Source organism: Streptomyces sp. NPDC107454, assembly GCF_055582885.1.
On sequence record NZ_JBVJPA010000009.1, the window covers coordinates 401594 to 419828 of the forward strand.

At 70.9% G+C, this 18235-nt stretch carries 19 protein-coding genes and 1 pseudogene; 8 read left to right on the forward strand and 12 right to left on the reverse strand.

From position 1 onward, the window contains the following. Window positions 1-20 precede the first annotated feature (20 nt). Genes ACZ69M_RS25130 through ACZ69M_RS25155 form a run of 6 tightly spaced genes read left to right on the forward strand, consistent with a single transcriptional unit; the run spans window position 21 to window position 5299 of the window. Window positions 21-782, forward strand: a complete 762-nt coding sequence (locus ACZ69M_RS25130) for a FadR/GntR family transcriptional regulator (protein WP_470053053.1) — start codon at window positions 21-23, stop codon at window positions 780-782. After that, the gene (gene dgoD / locus ACZ69M_RS25135) at window positions 779-1924 is read left to right on the forward strand and encodes a galactonate dehydratase (protein WP_470053055.1); all 1146 of its coding nucleotides are present in this window, start codon (window positions 779-781) and stop codon (window positions 1922-1924) included. The genes ACZ69M_RS25130 and dgoD overlap by 4 nt, the downstream gene beginning before the upstream one ends. Then, window positions 1918-2715: a hypothetical protein gene (locus ACZ69M_RS25140; RefSeq protein ID WP_470053057.1), complete on the forward strand. Its 798-nt coding sequence runs from the start codon at window positions 1918-1920 to the stop codon at window positions 2713-2715. The genes dgoD and ACZ69M_RS25140 overlap by 7 nt, the downstream gene beginning before the upstream one ends. Window positions 2716-2767: 52 nt before the next feature. Beyond that, entirely contained in the window at window positions 2768-3403 is a 636-nt protein-coding gene (locus ACZ69M_RS25145; protein WP_470053059.1) for a bifunctional 4-hydroxy-2-oxoglutarate aldolase/2-dehydro-3-deoxy-phosphogluconate aldolase, read from the forward strand. Further along, window positions 3400-4305, forward strand: a complete 906-nt coding sequence (locus ACZ69M_RS25150; protein ID WP_470053061.1) for an SMP-30/gluconolactonase/LRE family protein — start codon at window positions 3400-3402, stop codon at window positions 4303-4305. Before ACZ69M_RS25145 ends, ACZ69M_RS25150 begins: the two co-directional genes overlap by 4 nt. A 10-nt stretch (window positions 4306-4315) precedes the next feature. Next, a complete protein-coding gene (locus ACZ69M_RS25155; RefSeq protein WP_470053063.1) occupies window positions 4316-5299 on the forward strand; it encodes a sugar kinase in 984 nt (327 codons plus the stop codon). A gap of 42 nt (window positions 5300-5341) precedes the next feature. Here the strand turns inward: ACZ69M_RS25155 and ACZ69M_RS25160 are convergent, their stop codons facing one another. The 12 genes and pseudogenes from ACZ69M_RS25160 to ACZ69M_RS25215 all read right to left on the reverse strand — a co-directional run bounded on the left by ACZ69M_RS25160 (window position 5342) and on the right by ACZ69M_RS25215 (window position 15684). Then, on the reverse strand, window positions 5342-5602 hold the full coding sequence (locus ACZ69M_RS25160) for a hypothetical protein (protein ID WP_470053065.1): 261 nt from the start codon (window positions 5600-5602) through the stop codon (window positions 5342-5344). A 9-nt stretch (window positions 5603-5611) separates the two neighbouring features. Further along, window positions 5612-5743, reverse strand: a complete 132-nt coding sequence (locus ACZ69M_RS25165; RefSeq protein WP_470053067.1) for a hypothetical protein — start codon at window positions 5741-5743, stop codon at window positions 5612-5614. A gap of 13 nt (window positions 5744-5756) precedes the next feature. Beyond that, window positions 5757-6275, reverse strand: a pseudogene (locus tag ACZ69M_RS25170) (AMP-binding protein); the annotation flags it as partial. Next, window positions 6208-6906: an SDR family oxidoreductase gene (locus ACZ69M_RS25175; RefSeq protein WP_470053068.1), complete on the reverse strand. Its 699-nt coding sequence runs from the start codon at window positions 6904-6906 to the stop codon at window positions 6208-6210. The pseudogene ACZ69M_RS25170 and the gene ACZ69M_RS25175, both read right to left, overlap by 68 nt. 473 nt (window positions 6907-7379) lie before the next feature. Then, window positions 7380-8321 (reverse strand): D-2-hydroxyacid dehydrogenase family protein, encoded by a 942-nt coding sequence (locus ACZ69M_RS25180; RefSeq protein WP_470053070.1) that lies wholly within the window; start codon window positions 8319-8321, stop codon window positions 7380-7382. Window positions 8322-8554: 233 nt separating this feature from the next. Beyond that, window positions 8555-9760: a hypothetical protein gene (locus ACZ69M_RS25185; protein ID WP_470053072.1), complete on the reverse strand. Its 1206-nt coding sequence runs from the start codon at window positions 9758-9760 to the stop codon at window positions 8555-8557. 71 nt (window positions 9761-9831) lie between these two features. Then, entirely contained in the window at window positions 9832-10254 is a 423-nt protein-coding gene (locus tag ACZ69M_RS25190) for a hypothetical protein (protein ID WP_470053074.1), read from the reverse strand. Between the two features lie 330 nt (window positions 10255-10584). Next, entirely contained in the window at window positions 10585-11373 is a 789-nt protein-coding gene (locus tag ACZ69M_RS25195) for an enoyl-CoA hydratase/isomerase family protein (protein ID WP_470053076.1), read from the reverse strand. Window positions 11374-11406: 33 nt separating this feature from the next. Then, window positions 11407-12300 carry an alpha/beta hydrolase gene (locus ACZ69M_RS25200; RefSeq protein ID WP_470053078.1) on the reverse strand — a complete coding sequence of 298 codons (894 nt, stop codon included), beginning with the start codon at window positions 12298-12300 and terminating at the stop codon, window positions 11407-11409. Window positions 12301-12360: 60 nt separating this feature from the next. Then, window positions 12361-13545, reverse strand: coding sequence for an alpha/beta fold hydrolase (locus tag ACZ69M_RS25205; RefSeq protein WP_470053080.1), 1185 nt, complete (start codon window positions 13543-13545; stop codon window positions 12361-12363). An 8-nt stretch (window positions 13546-13553) separates the two neighbouring features. Further along, window positions 13554-14282: a flavin reductase family protein gene (locus ACZ69M_RS25210; protein WP_470053082.1), complete on the reverse strand. Its 729-nt coding sequence runs from the start codon at window positions 14280-14282 to the stop codon at window positions 13554-13556. Between the two features lie 1225 nt (window positions 14283-15507). Continuing rightward, on the reverse strand, window positions 15508-15684 hold the full coding sequence (locus ACZ69M_RS25215) for a hypothetical protein (RefSeq protein ID WP_470053084.1): 177 nt from the start codon (window positions 15682-15684) through the stop codon (window positions 15508-15510). A gap of 476 nt (window positions 15685-16160) precedes the next feature. Between ACZ69M_RS25215 and ACZ69M_RS25220 the strand changes: the two genes are divergently transcribed. Beyond that, window positions 16161-16607 carry a cupin domain-containing protein gene (locus ACZ69M_RS25220; RefSeq protein ID WP_470053086.1) on the forward strand — a complete coding sequence of 149 codons (447 nt, stop codon included), beginning with the start codon at window positions 16161-16163 and terminating at the stop codon, window positions 16605-16607. Window positions 16608-17073: 466 nt separating this feature from the next. Continuing rightward, entirely contained in the window at window positions 17074-17733 is a 660-nt protein-coding gene (locus ACZ69M_RS25225; protein ID WP_470053088.1) for an MSMEG_1061 family FMN-dependent PPOX-type flavoprotein, read from the forward strand. The last annotated feature ends 502 nt before the right edge of the window (window positions 17734-18235 follow it).

Genomic DNA, 18235 nt, shown 5'->3' on the forward strand with positions numbered 1-18235 from the left:
CCAGCAAGAAAGGCAAACACATGACGCCATACGCGCGCCGCGGAGTGCACGGCCAGACCGTGGAGACCCTTGCCCGCCGGGTGCTCAGCGGCGAGATCCCCGAGGGAGCGACGCTCGACATGGCGGCCCTGCAGAGCGAACTGGACGTCAGCCTGACCGCCCTGCGCGAATCCCTCAAGGTGCTCGCGGCCAAGGGCATGGTCGACGCCCGGCAGAAGCGCGGCACGTTCGTGCGGCCCCGCTCCGACTGGAACCTGCTCGACGCCGACGTGCTGCGCTGGCAGTTCTCCGAGAGCAGCGGCACCGGCGCCGACCCCGCGCTGCTCCGCAATCTCGGCGAGGTCCGCGGCATCATCGAACCCGCCGCCGTGCGGCTGGCCGCGGCCCGCCGCACCGACGCCGACCTCGAGGCACTGGAGGCGGCACTGACCGCGATGGGCCAGGAGGGCGGCGCGAGCGACGCCGTCGAGGCCGACCTCGCCTTCCACCGGGCGCTGCTCGCGGCCACCCACAACGAACTGCTGGAACGCATGGAGATGGTCATCGAGTCGGGCCTGGCCCAGCGCGACCGGCTCGTGCACAGCGCCCCCCACAGCGAGGACCCGGTCCCCAGCCACCGAGCCGTCCTCGACGCCGTGCGCGACCGGGACCCCGACGGCGCGGAACACGCCATGCGCGCCCTGCTCGACCAGGCGACGCGCGACCTCGACAAACTCAGCGGTCCGTCCACGCCGGAGGGCGCGGACGGCTCCACCCACGAGAAGGACGGCCAGGCACTGTGAAGATCGCGCGCGTCGAGACCTTTCTCGTCCCGCCCCGGTGGCTGTTCTGCCGCATCGAGACCGACGACGGGGTCGTCGGCTGGGGCGAGCCGGTGGTGGAGGGCCGGGCCGAGGTGGTCCGGTCGGCCGTCGAGGTGCTGGCGGAGTACCTGGTGGGCCAGGACCCGCTGCGCATCCAGGACCACTGGCAGGTGCTGAGCAAGGGCGGCTTCTACCGGGGCGGCCCGGTCCTCTCCAGCGCCGTCGCCGGCATCGACCAGGCCCTGTGGGACATCGCGGGCCGCGCCCTCGGGGTGCCGGTGCACACCCTGCTCGGCGGCCCGGTCCGCGACACCGTGCGGGTGTACGCCTGGGTCGGCGGCGACGAACCCGCACGGCTCAAGGAGGAGGTCACCGCCCAGGTGGAGGCCGGCTTCACCGCCGTCAAGATGAACGCCGCCGGGCGCACCCCGCCGATCGGCAGCCCCGCCGAGACGGCTTCCGTCGTCGAGCGCGTGGCGGCCGCCCGCGAGGCCCTCGGCCCGCACCGCGACGTCGCCGTCGACTTCCACGGCCGCTTCAGCGCCGCAAACGCGCGCCGCGTGCTCCACGAGATGGCCCCGCTGCACCCGCTGTTCGTCGAGGAACCCGTCCTGCCCGAGCAGGCACACCTGTTGCCCGGGCTGGTCGCCGCCTCGTCCGTGCCGCTGGCCACCGGTGAACGGCTCTACGGGCGGGCCGACTTCCTCCCGGTGCTGACCGCGGGCGTCGCCGTGGCCCAGCCGGACCTGTCGCACGCCGGAGGGATATCGGAGGTCACCCGGATCGCCTCGCTCGCCGAGACCTTCGGGGCCCACCTGGCGCCGCACTGCCCGCTCGGTCCCATCGCGCTGGCCGCCAGCCTTCAGGTCGCCTTCGCCACGCCCAACTTCCTGATCCAGGAACAGAGCCGGGGCATCCACTACAACAAGGACGCCGACCTGCTGTCCTATCTGGTCGACACCGAGCCCTTCCGCTTCGTCGACGGCCAGGCGCACCGCACCGGACTGCCCGGACTCGGCATCGCCGTCGACGAGGTGGCGGTCCGTGCCGCCGACCGGTCCGGCCACGCCTGGCGCAACCCCGTCTGGCGGCACGTCGACGGCTCCTTCGCCGAATGGTGAGCGCCACGCGGTTGCCCGTCCGCGTCGCCACCGACCCGGACCACGGCGGACGCTGGACGTCACTGACCGCCGGTGGCCGCGAGTGGCTGTGGCACCGCGACGAGCCCCGCCGCCGCGTGGTCCGGCCCGGTGACGCCTTCGCCGACGCCGGCGGCCTGGAGGAATGCGTGCCCACCGTGCGCGGGCTGCCCGACCACGGGGACGCCTGGTCGCGGCCCTGGCGGAGGGCGGGGGAGGAGGACGTGGCGGAGTGCACCGACTTCCGCCTGACCCGGCGCATCGGGGAGCGAGGGGACGCGGTCGTCGCCGACTACACGCTCGCCGCCGAGCCCGGCTACCGCTTCGTGTGGGCCGCCCACGCCCTGCTCGACCTCTCCCCGGGCGCCCGGATCGGTGTCGGCGGACCGGCGGCGACCCGGCTCTACCCGGACGAGGGCGACCGCTGGGTCGCCGGCAACTGGCCCAGCGTCGACGGCGTACCGCTGGACCGGCTCGGCCCGGACGACGGCAGCGCCGTAGGAGCGGTCGTCCTCACCTCCCAGGTGTCCGTGCACGACGGCGCCGACACGCTGCACCTGTCCGTCGAGGCCGCCGGGCAGCCCGTCGCCGTCGCCCTCTGGCGCAACCTCGGCGGCTTCCCCCAGGGCGCGCCGTACCGCTCGATCGGCGTCGAGCCGATGCTCGGCCGCGTCTTCGACCGCGCCGCGGCGGACGACGGCGACACCGCCACAGTGCCGCCGGCCGGCGAGGTCACCTGGCGGCTCACCGTCACCGCGACCCGCCGCACCTGAACCACCGTCACCAGAGCCGCACCTGAACCACCGTCACCAGAAGGGATGCCGGATGAACCTGCTCGCCGCGCTGCGCGCCCACCGGCTGCTCGCCATCGTCCGCGGCAGCGACCCGGCCGCCGCGCTGACCACCGTACTCACCCTCGCCGAGGAGGGCGTCACCCTCATCGAGGTCTCCCTCTCCGGGCGCGACGCGCTCGACGTCATCGCGCGGGCCCGCACCGCGCTCGGCCCCGACGCGACGCTCGGCGCCGGAACCGTGCTCAGCTCCGACGACGCCCGGGCCGCCCAGAAGGCCGGCGCCGCCTTCCTCGTCACCCCGGGGGTCAGCGACGGCATCGCCACCGGGCGGGAACTCGAACTCCCCGTGCTCGCAGGCGTGATGACGCCCACCGACATCCTCCAGGCACGGCGCCTCGGCGCCGACGCCTTCAAGCTCTTCCCGGCAGGCAGCGCCGGGGGCCCCGGCTATCTGCGGGACCTGCGCGGACCCTTTCCGGACCTGCCCTTCGTACCCGTCGGGGGAGTGGACGCGGCGGCAGCCGCCGACTACCTGCGCGAGGGTGCCATCGCCGTCGGCGTCGGATCGCCCCTGATCGGCGACGCCGCCGAGGGCGGCGACCTCACCGCCCTGCGTGAGCGCGCCCGCGCCTTCCTGGACGTCGTCCGCGCGGACGCCCACCCGTGACCGCCCCCGCGGTCCTGGGGACCGACCGCCTCGAACTGGGCGAGGGCATCCGCTGGACGGACGGCCGCGCCGTGCTGACCGACATCCTCACCGGCCGGCTGTTCGCGGTGCCCGACGGGCCCGACGCGCCGCTCGCCCCGATCACCCGACTGCCTTGCCCACTGGGTGCCGTGGCACCGGTGGAGGGGCACCCCGGTCACTGGATCGCGGCGGCGGGCCCCGGCATCTGCCGCATCGACCCCACGGGCCGCGTCGACTGGATCGCGCGCCCCGAAGAAGGCGCACCTGTGCCGATGCGGATGAACGACGGCGTCGCCGACCCGCGCGGCCGCTTCTGGGCGGGCAGCATGGCGCACGAGGCCACCCAGGACGCGGGCTCCCTCTACCGCGTGGACCGCGACGGCCGCGTCACCCGCGTCCTGCGGGACGTCACGATCCCCAACGGCCCGGCCTTCAGCGCCGACGGCACCGTCATGTACCTCGCCGACAGCGCACGGGGCGTCATCCGCCGCTATCCGGTCGCCCCCGTGACCGGCGACCTGGGCACCCCTGAACGCTTCGTCACTCTCGGCTCCGGCAGCCCCGACGGCATGACCACCGACATCGAGGGCTGCCTGTGGACCGCGGTCTGGGGCACCGGGCAGGTCCACCGCTACCGCCCCGACGGGGGCCTCGACCGGATCGTCGACCTGCCCGCCGGGCAGCCCGCGGGACTCTGCCTCGGCGGCCCCGACGGCCGTACGCTCCTCGTCACCAGCGCGTACATCGGCCTGGCCGCCCCGGGACCCCTCGACGGTGCCGTCTTCGCGCTCCGGGTCGACGTTCCCGGCGCCCCGGCCGCCCCGTACCGCCCTGTGGTCCCCTCCGTTCCAGCCCCGGCGGACCGCGCCGACACACCCTAGGAAGCCCACCATGAGCACCTACCGGCCACTGCGCCCCGGCCCCGTGGTCTGCGTCGGCGAGACCATGGCCGCCCTCGCCCCCGACCCCCTCGGTCCGTTGGACGGCGCCGACCTGTTGCGCGTCGACATCGCGGGTGCCGAGTCGAACGTCGCCCTCTACCTCGCCGACCACGGCATTCCCGCCCGCTGGGTCTCCGCGGTCGGCGACGACCCCTTCGGCCGCCGCGTCCGCGCCCGGATCGCCGCGGGCGGCGTCGACGTGAGCGGCGTACGCACCGACCCGCAGCGGCCCACCGGACTGCTGCTCAAGGACCCGGGCCCGCGCGGGCACGGCACCCGCGTCCACTACCACCGCGCCGGATCAGCCGCCTCGGCCCTCACCCCCGACGTGCTCGACGATCCGGCGGTGGCGGGCGCCGCGCTCGTCCACCTCAGCGGCATCACCCCCGCCCTGTCGCCCGGCTGCCGCGCCCTCGTCGAACGCGCGCTGCGCCCTGACCGCCCGTGGCCCGTCTGCTTCGACGTCAACCATCGCCCCGCGCTGTGGGACGGCCGCTCCGCCGCCGACGTGCTACGGCGGCTCGCAGACCGGGCCGACATCGTGCTCGTCGGCCTCGACGAGGCCCAGGCCCTGTGGGGGGACGGGATCACCGACGCCGAACGGGTCCGCGAACTCCTGTCCGGCCCGCACGTGCTCGTCGTGAAGGACGGGGACCGCGCCGCCACCGCCTTCGTGGGGACCGCTGCCCACAGCGTGGCCGCCCTGACCGTGCGTGTCGCCGAGCCGGTCGGCGCCGGCGACGCCTTCGCCGCCGGATTCCTCAGCGGCCTGCTGCGGCAGCTGCCCGTGGACCGCGCCCTGCGGCTGGGCCATCTGACCGCGGCCTCGGCCCTGAGAGTCGCCGCAGACCATGGCCCGCTGCCGGATGCCGCCCTCGTCGCGGCGCTCCTGGACGCCGACGAGGAGACCTGGCGGGTCGCCGTGATCGACTGATTCCCCCGGACAGGACCGTCCTGGGTGCATCGAGTGCAGGGCTCAGCGCATGTTGTCGTCCTGATGTTCCGCTGCCGACACTTTCTCGGCGGCGGACTCCTCTTCGTGAGCCAGGCGGTATGCCACGGCGAGTCCCCAGGGGACACCGAGCAGGACGACGAGGGCGAGGCCCAGAACGAGGGGAGCCGGGCGTGCCGCACCGACTCCCACACAGATGACGGCCACTACGACGCGGGTGCGGGCCTGCGGCCGGTAGAGCCCGCGGTCCAGGTGCCAGACGCGCAGGGAGGTCGCGAGCACCATGTGTGCGGCTCAGTCGCCGATCGCGTTCGGCGCCTCGTCGACGGGAGCCCAGGTGTGTGTGTCGCCCACCGATGTGACACGGCCGAACACATCGTCCGTGAAGTGCCCTGCGGCGATCACGGTGTCCGGCCGTTGGAGCACGCGTCACCCCGTGCTCGCCGAGGATTCCCAGTGCCTTCCCGGCGTCGAAGCGCGGCAGCAGGGTGAGGCACGCGCCGGAGGCGACGGCGGCGTTGAGGGTGCAGGTCTGCCCGAACGCGTGGAACAGGGGCAGCCCACCGAAGGTCATGTCGTCGGCGGTGAGTTGGACCAGCTCGTTGGCCGCGATGTCGCCGTTGCGGGTGAGGTTGGCGTGGGTCAGTTCGGCGCCCTTCGGCTCACCGGTCGTTCCCGAGGTGTGGAGAATCTCCGCGGTGTCGTCCTCGTGCCGGTCGGCCAGGTCCTCGACGGACGGGGCGGACGTGAGCAGAGAATCGAATGCGCCGGGACTGACGACGACCACCTCGCCGCCCGGGGCTCGCACCGAGGACGACGACATCGAAGTCAGTGTCCATTCCATCTCTCCATTGGTGTCGGATGGCCTTGGGCAATCTCGCCGTCGCTGTTCACTGTGCTGGATCCAGGAGCTCCACAGGGCCGGACAACGCCGCGCGCACCCGGCGGGAGACCTCATCGACCAATACCTCGGGCAGGTCGCGGCTGATCGCGTCCATAGTCTGCGCCGCCACCTCCGCAGCCGGCACTTTCGGCACGTCGAGACCCACGGTGGCGTCGGTGTCCACAAGGCCCACATGCACCCCGACGACCAGTGTCCCCTGCTGTCGCAGACCCACGCGCAATGCATTGGTCAGCGACCACTCAGCGGCCTTCGACGCCGCATAACTGGGCCACGGCTTGTTCACCCGCCACGACGCCACCGACAGCATGTTGACGAGAGCTCCGCCGCCGTTGGCCGCGAGCACCGGAGCGAAGGCCCGCGAGACCGCCCAGGTGCCCAGGTAGTTCACCTCCAGCTCGCGCCGCGCGCCCTCCAGAGATCCCTCCAACAGGCTCGGCCCGGCCTGGATTCCGGCGTTGTTAATGACGATGGTCACGTCGGACGCCGCCACCGCCGCAGCCGCGATCTGGTCCTCGTCGGTGACATCGAGACGCAGCCTCTCGACCCCCGGCTCCCGGACGCTCTCGGGGTCACGGACGCCCGCATACACCTTGGCTGCGCCCCGGGCGAGCAGAGCACGGGTGAAAGCGAGTCCGATGCCCCTGTTCGCGCCGGTCACCAGCGCGACCGATCCTTTGACCTCCATGGCCGGACACCTCGTTTTCGTAAGTTGCCGCCGCGCCGACAGAACCGCGGGCCCCGTGTCTCATCAGAAACGGCACCGCATCACGTGGGGCGCGTAGTTCCGGCGCGATCGTTGTGCGTGGGGCGGAACACCGGCTGAAAGGCTGAGGCCCAGTGCCTCCTGGGCGTGAGGAACCGCGGACACGACCCCGCCGCCGGTTATGGCACCGCCTCCCACGCCGCGGACAGCTCCATTGCTGGTGAAACCACTCCACACACAAACCGTGGCTCGGCAGACTCGCCCCCGTCGTCCCGTACGGCTCCACCACGTGGCCGCGGCTCGGCTTCGGCGCAGGCGACCTCGTGCCCGCAGGAACCGCGTAGCTCGACGTGAACGGGGCCGCCGCAGCCGGAGTGTTGCAGCACTACCGGCGGGCCCGCTGCGTCGCCAGACGATAGGGAGTGACGGTGCATTCCGGGAGCGCATTGCGCCCGTCAAGACAGCATGCGAACAGGTGTTCCGGCGTGCCATGCGGCGATGTCCTCGACCGCGTCCCGATAGAAGACCTCATACAGATCCCGACTTACGTAGCCGATATGAGGTGTCACCACAGCGTTGCTCAGTGAACGCAGAGGATCATCGGACGGCAGGGGTTCGCGATCGAAGACATCCAGCGCCGCTGAACCGATCCTCTTCTCGACCAACGCCCTGAGCAGTGCCGCCTCGTCCACCACAGGCCCGCGCGAGGTGTTCACCAAAATCACCGTCGGCTTCATGAGGCTCAGTTCGCGCTCACCGACGAGCCCTCGAGTGCGCTCACTGAGTACTACGTGAATGCTCAAGACATCGGAGCGAGTGAACAACTCGTCTCGCGAAACGTATGTCGTTCCTTTCGCCTGCGCGTCCTCGGGTGTCAGGTTCTTGCTCCAGGCAATGGTCCGCATGCCGAAAGCGCGCCCAATCTCCGCTACCGCAGTCCCCAGTCGCCCGAGGCCCAGAACTCCCAGAGTGGCACCCCTGAGGCTCACCCCCAGCCCCTCTTGCCATCCACCTCGGCGAACGGAGTCCACCTGTTGTGGGATCAGGCGTGCTGCGGAAAGAATGAGCCCCCAGGTGAGTTCAACCGTCGGGTACGAGAAATACCCCGTACCGCACACGGTGATACCCGAACGGTGTGCGGCATCCAGATCGATTGCCGCGTTGACCGGCCCGGTGGTGACGAGCAACTTCAGACGTGGCAGTCTTTTCAGGGTTGAGTGCGGAAAGGGGGTCCGTTCTCGCATGGCCACCACTACCTCATACTCGGCGAGCGTCGTCACAACCGCCTCCTCGTTTTCGAAGGCTTCAGTGAAGACATGCACCTCGGCGTGGAGCGAATCCCAGTCGGCCAGGCCCAGCGCAACGCCCTGATAGTCGTCCAGAATCGCGATTCTCATGCGGAATCCTCCCGTTTTGTCCATCGGACCGCAGCGTCGGTGGACGGGGTTTGAACTTCCTGACGGGTCAGACGTGTCGAGGCATTCCAGGTTCACACGCTACGGACTGTCGCGTGAGGCGAGGACGAGTCAGGCCACCTCACCGATGTCATCCGTATGGTCCAAGTCGGTTGGTGGATGGTGGTGTAGATCTGCCGGTGGGCAACGTCGACGCGTGCACCGAGACAGGTCGGTCAGACGCCGTCGGACGAAGCCTTCAGCATCGTGTCGGGCTCTGTCGGCGGCGCGGTGAACGCCGGCTGCAGTGTGGTGCCGTTGCCTGATGCCGAGTGTCTCTCGTCGGTGTCGGCCCAGTGGGTTGTGGGTGTGTCGTCAATGGTGGCTCGGTGTGATGTGGGGCGGTCTTCTCCGGACCGGTGCGGGGTCGGGGCGGTCTGGGGCTGGGGCTGGGGCGATACGAGGGTGGCCGGGCGTTGTTCGGTGGTGCGGAAGGCCAGCAGGACTGCGGAACCCGCGGCCCACAGGATGAGTGTCGCCAGCGGGGCGAGGACGTGGGAGCCCTGGAAGTAGCTGAGGTCGGCGATGGCGCGGACGGCGGCGCCGGGGGGCAGCAGTGCCGACACGGCCCGTGCTCCGCTGGGCATCAGGTCGGTGCCGATGGTCGCGCCGCTGGTGGAGTTGCCGACGGTCAGCAGCAGCAGGGTGGCGAGGGGGATGCCGAGGGGGCCGACGTAGGTGGCCAGCATCTTCGTGGTGAAGGCAGCGGCGGCGGCCAGCAGGGCCAGGACGAAGGCGAGGGGGAGATACGGTGCGGGGACGGCGTCGAGGATGGGGCCGGCGATGGCGGCCGCGACAAGGCCCGACGCTGCGGCGAACCCGGCCATCAGGGTGAAACGGTGCCGCAGGTGGAGCAGGCTGCTGAGTCCCACGACGCTCTGGGCGAGGGCGAAGCCGGAGAGGGTCACCCCGAAGGAGACGTAGAACCCGGCCAGGCCGCGGGCGTCATACCGGTCGAGCGGCACGATGTCGGAGACGCTGAGGTGCTGGTCGGCGCCGTGTGCGTAGGCGGTGACGAGTTTGGTGACGGCGGTGGTCGTGGACAGGCCGTTCGCGCTCGCGACGTCGAGTTGGAGGCCTTTGCCGTGAGGGCTGGTGCCCAGAACGGCCACGGTGTCGCCGTGGCGCAGCGCATCGAGTGCCTCGGTGGTGGAGTCGGCTCGCCGGACATCGATCGAGTCGCCCAGGGCCTGCTGGACCTTGTTCGCCAGCTGCGGTCCCGTGACCGCCACGGGGATCCGGTGGGGCTGGGGGTCGCGCATGAGTCCGATGTAGCAGCTCACGAACGCAGAGACGATGACCAGGCCGATCAGGAAGGGCTGCAGCCAGATGCGGATGGGATGGCGGCGCCTGTGATGCGGGGGGTGGGGCTGGGGGTGCACTCCGGGTTTCTCCATGACTGGTGGTAGCTCGACGACAGTGGAATCCGTTCGCGGTGACTCCGCTGGGTGGCTCACCGCCGGGCTACCCCTTCGAGCCGGGCGGCGGTGGCGACGGCCTCGGCGACCGCGGGGGCCACTCGCGGGTCGGAGCGGGAGGGGATGATGTGGTCGGGGCGCAGTTCGTCGGCGACCACGGAGGCGAGGGCATCGGCTGCGGCGAGTTTCATGCCGGGGGTGATGCGGCTGGCGCGGACGCACACCGCGACGGTGTGGGAGGCCCAGGTGCAGTCGTGAACGAGTTCGGGCTGCTCGGCGATCGCGGTGCACACCTCGGCGACGCCGGGGGTGTGGGCGAGGGAGGGGTCGTCGCTGTCGCGCAGCGGCACCGTCGATGTGATCGCCGTCTTGCCGCGGCGGTGCAGCGCGAAGACCGGCTTGCTGTCCCGGCCGACGGCTTCGCCGTACTCGGCTGACGTGGCGTTTTCTGCGTTCATGACTGCTGTTCCTTCGTGCGCGTCGCGCCTGCCTGCCCTGGGCAGGCAAACGCGAGGGCTGCGGTGGAGGTGCGTTCCCCGGGCTGGTGCTGTACGAGACGGCGCGGTTGCTCTGTCGTACCGGCGCCGTGTGCCGTGTGCAGTGGTGCCGGGGGCCTAGCGGCCGGCCCGGGCCATGGTGTGGCAGCCCCGCCGGGCCTTGGTGCCGGTCATGCGGGGCCGGTTACGATGGGTGCCGTGCTCCGGGCATCCGTCACTCATCGGCGGGTGCCCGCTGCAGGGGGCGTGGTGCCTGGGGGACGGGTCCTGCGGCTTTCTGGGGTGGGCCGGTCAGCGGCCCTGGAAGTCGACGGCGGGCCGGGGCTGCTTTGCCTTGAACGCCTTGACGGCGGAGGCGAGGCCCTTGTTGACGTCGTCGGTTTCGAACAGAGGCATGGCGATGTCGAACATCGCCTCGTCCGCGGCGGAGACGCCGCCGACGGCCCAGGCGCGCAGCAGGGCCTTGTGTGCGGCGTAGGCGCGGGTGGGTCCCTTGGCCACCTTGCGAGCGAAGGCGGTCGCCTCGGCCAGCAGGGTGTCGTCGGCGACGACCCGGTTGACGACACCGGCGTCGGCCATGACCCTGGCGGCCACCTGCTCGGAGGTGAGTGCCCACTCCGCGGCGCGTGCCCGGCCCGCACGCTCGGCGACCCGGTAGATCCCGCCGAGCAGGGTGACGATGCCCAGGGTCTGCTCGGGGTGGCCGAAGCGGGCCGTCTCGCCGGCGAAGATCACGTCGGCGCGGAGCGCGAGTTCCAGACCGCCGCCGAAGCACAACCCGTGGACGGCGGCGATCACCGGCAGCGGGAGCCGCTCGAGCTGGTTGAAGACCTGCATGTAGCGCTCGAAGAGGGTCCGCAGTTCACGTACGTCCGCATCCGGCCAGTCGACGATGTCGCCACCGAAGCTGAAGTCCGGGCCCTCGGCGCGGACCAGGACCGCGCGGGCGTCGCTGTGGCCGATCGCCTCCAGCGCTGCGGCGAGGCCGGTGGCCATCTGCGGGTCGATGCGGTTCTGCGGCGGGTTGGTAAGGACCAGCGTGGCGAGGCCATCGTCGATGGAGTAGGTCAGATGGGGCATGGTTCGTCCTTGCACTGTGTGGGGGGGCGTTCGTCAGGAGAGGTGCCGGCGGAACCAGTCGAGGGCGCCGGTGCTCGCCTGGTCGAACTCGGTGGTGTACGGGTCGAAGTGGCCGCCGGGGATCATCTGCAGCCGCTTGGGCTCCAGGGCCTGCTCGAAGGCGGCGAGCCCCGTGTCGGTGAGGGTCACGGTGTCGTTCGCGGCGACCACCATGAGCAGCGGCGTGGGGGAGACCCGGGTGACCCAGGTCCCGGGCTCGTACATGCGGGCCAGCCGGTTGGAGCGGATCGTGACCTCGTTGCTCCAGGCGCCCTCCGGCACGGGCTGGAGGTAGAAGTCGATGGCTTCCTGCGTGCGGTAGGAGGCGGGCACGGCAGGGTCGTCGCCGACGACGGCCTGGGTGCGGGGGGCCTCGCCGCGGGCCTGGGCGCGCTCGTCGTCGTCGAAGGCCGCCTCCAGCTTCGTGACCGCTTCCGGAGCGATGCGCCGCCGCCCCTGCTCGAAGCCGCTGATGGTCGGCACCTGGGAGACGACGGCGCGCAGCCGGCGGTCGGTGGCGCCCAGCACGATCGCGTGGCCGCCGGCGTAGCTGGTGCCCCACAGGCCGATCCGGTCGGCGTCGACCTCGGGTCGGCTTTCCAGGTAGGAGATGGCGCGGCGCCAGTCGGCGATCTGCCGCCAGGGGTCGATGTCCTGCCGGGGAAGGCCGTCGCTGGCGCCGAAGTTGCGGTGGTCGTGCAGCAGGACGACGAAGCCCGCCTCGGCGAAGGCCCGCGCGAAAGGCTCCAGGCCGTGGTCCCTGACCCCGGCATAGCCGTGGGCCATGGTGATCGCCGGGTGGGGGCCGGGACCGTCCGGCAGGAAGAGCCAGCCGCGCAGCGTGACCCCGCCGTCGGCGTCGAACGCGACATCCTCGCGCTGGACCATTGAACAACCTCCTCGGTGCGGCCAGGGCCGGGCCCTGGCCGGAATGACGGAAACGGGGGCTCAGCCCCGGTGGAAGTACTCGGCGTCGAGCACGCCGTTCAGCCTGCGGCCCAGTTCGGCGGAGAACCGGTGGACGGCGCCCAGCGGCCGGTGGTGGATGGCGGCCCGGGCGATCTGCCCGTCCGCGTTCTTCGTCAGGATCGTCACGCCGTCGATCTGCGTGCCGCCGAACGCGGTGGCCCGCCACTCCAGGTAGGAGCGCTCCCCGCTGACGGTCTCCTGGGTGAAGACGAGCGAGTCGTAGATCGTGCTCGACGCTGCCATCACGTTCTTGACCTGGTCGCGGCCCTCGACCGTGCGGGTCAGGGCGCTCGCGTCCAGCGTCACGTCGGCGGCGAAAGCGTCGCTGAACGCGTCGGCCGACTTCTCCTCGAAGGCGTTGGTCCAGGCCGACACCTCCACGGCGGGCAGCGCCCGGGCCAGGAAGCGATCGAGGTGGCCCGCGACGCGGGTCGGCTGCTCCAGGTGGGTCCAGTGCCCGGACTGGCCGACCGTCACCGTCTGGGGCGCGGCGAACCGCGGCGTGACCCCCCGGGCGACCGATTCGTCGGTGACGAAGCCGTCGTCCTCGGCGCGCACGATGAGCACGGGCCCCGTGTACCGGCTGGGCTGCCCGCCCGCCGGGTGCCCGCTGTTCCAGCAGTCGGCGGCCTGCCGCACGGTCTCGGGACGCATCCGCGTGCCGCTCACGACCAGCCGGTCGAGGTCCGCCTCCGCCAGCGCTGCCGACAGCTGCGTCCTGACCGCGCGCTGCGCGTCGCCGTCACCGCCCAGGGAACGGAAGGTGTCCATCACCTCGTCGGGCTGCCGGGTGCCGGCCAGGGGGACCGGGGTGACCAGGACCAGACCGAGAGCCCGGTCGGGGCGCTGTGCGGCCACCAGCTCGGCCACCGCCGATCCCAGACTCTGCCCGACGATCACGAAAGGCTTGCCGAGGGCGTCGGCCACGGCGCCCACCTCGTCGGCGAACCGGTCGTAGGTGAACGGCCCGCTCGCCTGCGTGCGGTCGCCGCTCCCGGCCAGATCGAGGGTGACGCATTCGATGCCGGGGGTGGTGAGTTCGCCGATCAGGCCGTCCCAGACGTACTGGTCGTCCAGGAAGCCGTGGACGAACACCACAGCGAGGTCTCCCTCGCCCTGCCGCCGGAACCGCACATCGCTCGATCCGATCCGCTCTGTCCTCATTGCTGTGCTCACTTTCCGGGAGCGACCCTGACCTCGCCCGAGGGGGACCATTCCTTGGTGTTGATCGGGGACCAGTCGGCGGCCCGTCCGTCCAGGCGCTGCATCCGCCGGCCCTGCCGGGCTTCGAGCAAGTCCTTGTCCAGGGGGGTGGTGAAGACGTTCTCGACCAGCGTGTACTCGGCGGCCAGGCGTCCCACGGCCGGGAGGGCGGCGGTGTCGATCCGGCCCCGCTCCAGGTAGAGGTCGTCCCGGACGTGGAAGCGCACCACCCGGCCCCACACCACGTGGTCGACCATGTCGTCCCCGACGGGGATGATCCGGTCGACGACGCACTCGAAGGAGATCGGCGCGTCCTTGACCCGGGGTGCGCGCACGACCTCGGACGGCTCCTTGCCCAGGTCGAGCGCCTCGAACTCGTCCACGTCCGGCTCGAACCCGTACGCCGAACCGTGCATGGCGTCCGCCTGCGGCAGCGTCACCAGGTTGGTGACGAACTCGCCGGTGTCACGGATGTTGATGAAGGTGTCCTTCAGCGTGACGCCGTCCGCCTGCGGCTGCATGGTGATCGAGACCATGGGCGGCTTCCTGCCGACGGCGGTGAAGAACGAGATGGGCGCGAGATTGGCCACGCCCTCGGTCGACACCGTGCTGACCCAGGCCACGGCGCGCGGAATGATGCTTCCGATCAGCAGTTTGTACGCGTGGGCGGCGTCGAGTTCCGCAGCGTCAATGATCATCGTCAGACCTCCATCGGTGGGAACGCGGCATGGGAACAGCGCTGCACGCCGTACGACCACTGCCGAGTGAGCGGCTCATGGGCGGCGCCGGGGAGGGGGGCGCTGCACCTCGAGCTCCCGTTGGAAATAAGCGTATGGCGTTTGGTTATGTCACGCAAGTCGGGCATTACGGTACCTGGCCACCACGGCGGGAGAATGTAAGAACATGGCTGTATCGCGGTTGCCTGTGGCGATAGCGCGGCGGCGCCCGCAGTGGCGACGCTCAGAGCGGGTTGGCCGATGAGGATCCTGGTGCTGGGTGCTGGGTGCTGGGTGCTGGGTGCTGGGTGCTGGGTGCTGGGTGCGGGCGCGAAGGGCGGATGCTTCGGGGCTCGGCACGGCTCGCGCGGGCCGCCACCGGGCTTGAGCAGGCCATCGATGGTAGGGCGGCCCTGGTCGGCCACCGCAGCTGAGTCGCCGGAGGCCACGCCGAGCACGGCAGAGACATCAAGTAGGAGCTCAGGGGTCAGCTGTATGCGAGCACGGCCCACCTCGCCGTAGGTGGCAGCGGACCAGTACCGGCCCGTGACCGCCTGGACTGTTTTGGCTGTGGCACGGCAGTTGAGATGTCTGGACAGTGCGACGGCGTGTCGGACCAGGTGGGTTGAACTTGGTGAGAGGTTCGAGCTCGGCGACGTCGGCGAGTTGGGTCAAGTCACCGATATCCAGCTGGGAACGGAGACGGGCCCGCCCCGGTCGCTGACAGCGGAGGCGGGCCCAGGTGTGGCGGTGCGATGGTGTCAGCCGTCAGGCGTGAGGCGGCCGGAAGGGGTGCGGTCGGCCCGAGACGGAGCGGTCATGTTCCGCCGCTGCCCCCGGCAGGCAGGGGGCCGGCGGGCTCGCGACCGGCATTGTCCGCTGCGGCGGAAAGACGGATGCGCTCCAGAGCGCGCCTCAGTCGGCCGATGTTCTGCCACTGCCCTTGCTGTTCCACGACGAACGCACGACGGCGACGGCGGTCATCCAGCCGAGTCGCAAGCTACGGGCTGGCGGGGTTCACGAGTGCGGCGAGAGTGACGGCAGCGCCTGAGTGTCTACAGTCAGGTCGCTGATCCAGATCTCGCCCGGCAGGCAGCCGAAGTCGAGGGCCAGCGCAGCGAAGGCGGCACCAGCATCGCGGTCAGGGACGATGTGCCCTTGGGCGTTCGTGGCCCCATCGTCCGGCGCGGGCTCAGGGTGGGGGCACTCAAGCGGCGTGCACCCGGCCGGGGAAATCGCGGACCAGGGCGACGGCCTTGTTCAGATGCGTCTCCAGGAGCCAGTATCCGCCGCGGTCAAGCAGCTGCAGCTTGGCGCCGGTCAAGTCCCGGAGATAGGCGCGGGCGGCGCCCTCGGGCAGACAGTCGTCGTCACCAAGGCACATGACCAGTTGGCGCCCACCCGCCGCCGTCCCACCGCACACATCGCAAACCTGGGAGCCGGGATCACGATGCTCCAGTACCGGTCGCCCCTTCCCTCAGGGAAAGGTCAGGGAAGAGACCCGGTTGGGTGCACTCCCCGGACTCCTGCCGGTCGAAGACCAGCTCCGCCGGCACCCCCGGTTACCGATGCCTGCCAGGTGTCGGCCGATGACATGGTTGCGATGCGTTCTCGATGCCGCCGGCTCTCGGATTGTGGCGGCCGCCGACGGGAGGCACAGTGGTCTCGGGACTGGCTGAGCGAGGCAGAAGGCGCACGGTGTGTCACGGATGCGGGCTGTGGTCCTAGTGTCGAGCAAGTTGTGTGAGCCCGGAACCGACGAACTCGGTCACCGTCGAACGAGTGGATCGCTTGATTGGTCCAGACGCAGTGGCCGACGCAAGTTCGTCCATTTCAGGCAGGGTTACGGAGGTGTGGTGCATGTCAGAGAAGAACCCAGTGCACAGGACCGCCGACGAGGGGCACGAAATCTCGTTGCCGCCCGAAGTCCAGTTGCTGCAAGACGTCATTCCGCCCTTCTTCCCCGAGGGTGGTTCGGGAATGACCATCCTTGTTGATTGGCCTCCCGGTCACCCCGGGCTCCCTCCGCACCGCCACTCGGGGCCGTCGTTCGGCTACGTGATGGAGGGCGCGGTCCGGTTCGAGCTCGAGGGTGAGCCGGAGCGTGTGGTCGAGGCCGGGGGAACGTTCTGGGAGCCGGGTGGTGACGTGATCCACTACCAGGACGGCAACGCCCTGTCGGACGCGCCGACCAAGTTCGTCGTGACCATGGTGTGCGCGCCGGGCCAGCCGATGCTCAAGTTGGTCGACGAGGAGGAGCTGAAGGAGCGGGCGCACCTGCGGGCCCCACGTCCCTCCAAAGGCTGACCCGCGACGCCTTAGGGTCCCAGGCTCCGCCTGCAAGCCCCGTTCAGCAGACCGTGGTGCGGACGTGCGCCAGCTCGGTGCTCGGGTTGTGCTGGGTGGGTCGTTTGGTGGCGCAGCCGGATGCCGGGCCAGTCGGGGACGGCGAACCCACGGTCCGCCGGCAGCGGGCGGGCCTCCCGGATTGCCCGGCCGATCGCGGAGGATCCCGCCTCGTCGAGCATGCCCAACGCCTCATGGGTGAGCCCGGTCCGCAGCTGGACCAGTGCCACCAGGAGCCGGTCGGTGAAGACCAGATTCGGCCCGGCCCCCGCCTCCCGACGATGGTCGTCCTCACGTCGCCCGTGACGCCCGGACACCCAGCGCGTCTACCCAGCGCGGGGCGAGTTCTGCGGCCAACTCGCCCCAATGTTGGCCCCGCCCCCACCGACCAACATCGATCGCAGGTCCGCTCGTTAGGGTCGGAGGCATGACGACACATCTTGCCGGCAGTGCCTTCGACTCGCTCCGCCTCGACGCCGTGCCGGACCAGGAGGCGCTGCGCCGGGCCTACGAACTCCCCGGCGACGCGGCCGTGCGCAAGCAGATGACCGAACTCACCGAACAGACCCGGAAGTTGATCGGCTGCTCATCGCTGGTCCTGGTCGCCAGCGCGGACGCCGAGGGCAACTGCGACGTCTCGCCGCGCGGCGGCCCCGCCGGGTTCGTAGCCGTCCTGGACGCACGGACGGTGGCGATACCGGACGCGACCGGCAACAAGCGGCTGGACACCCTGCAGAACGTCATCGCCACCGGGCGGGCCGGGCTACTGTTCGTCATCCCCGGGCGGACCACCACCCTGCGGGTGAACGGCCGGGCTGTCGTCTCCACCCGCCCGGAGCTGCTGTCGCAGCTGACCGCCGTAGGCAAGCCGCCGGCCAGTGCGCTGGTGCTGGGGATCGAGGAGGTCTACCCGCACTGCCCCAAGTCGCTCCTGCGCAGCGGGGCCTGGAAGCCGGAGCAGTGGCTGCCGGCGGACGCCCAGCCGACCTCGGCCGAGGTGACGCTGGCCCAACTGCGGATGCCGGAGTTGACGATCGCCGACATCGAGCAGACGGAGGCGGACTCGCTGAAGTACCGGTACGAGTAACGGGGCCGATCTGCGAGTGAACACCAGCCGGCCGAACCCCAGGCCGGCATGCCCCGAGATCAATCGTGGGTCAGCCCGTCAGGAGCGAGCAGCTCCGACGTGCGCCGGACGCGACCTTGACCGTACCCATCACGCGGAGCGCGTTTGAGGTCTCATGCTGCGCCAGTTCTGGTTGGGTCGCTTGATCGGCATGCGATCAGGGGCGGATAGTTGAAGCGTTTCGGCTTGGGGCGGGGCAGCTCGCGCAGACGATGACGGGAGTTTTGGTGGTCGAGTGGGGTCTGCCGACGCGGTGTGCACCGTGGAAAGTGAGCCACTTGCCGGCTCATGTCCGGGTGGCGATTGCCCGGCTGCCGGGCATGCCGGCCGCGTCGGCGCCGACCCCGTGTCGAGGTCTCGGCAGCGGAGCACTACCAGCCCGACGACCGTTTCGCTCCGGACACCAAGGAGGGTCGGATCGCTCTCGCGCGAGATCATGCGGCCAAACAGCTCAACGGTGGCG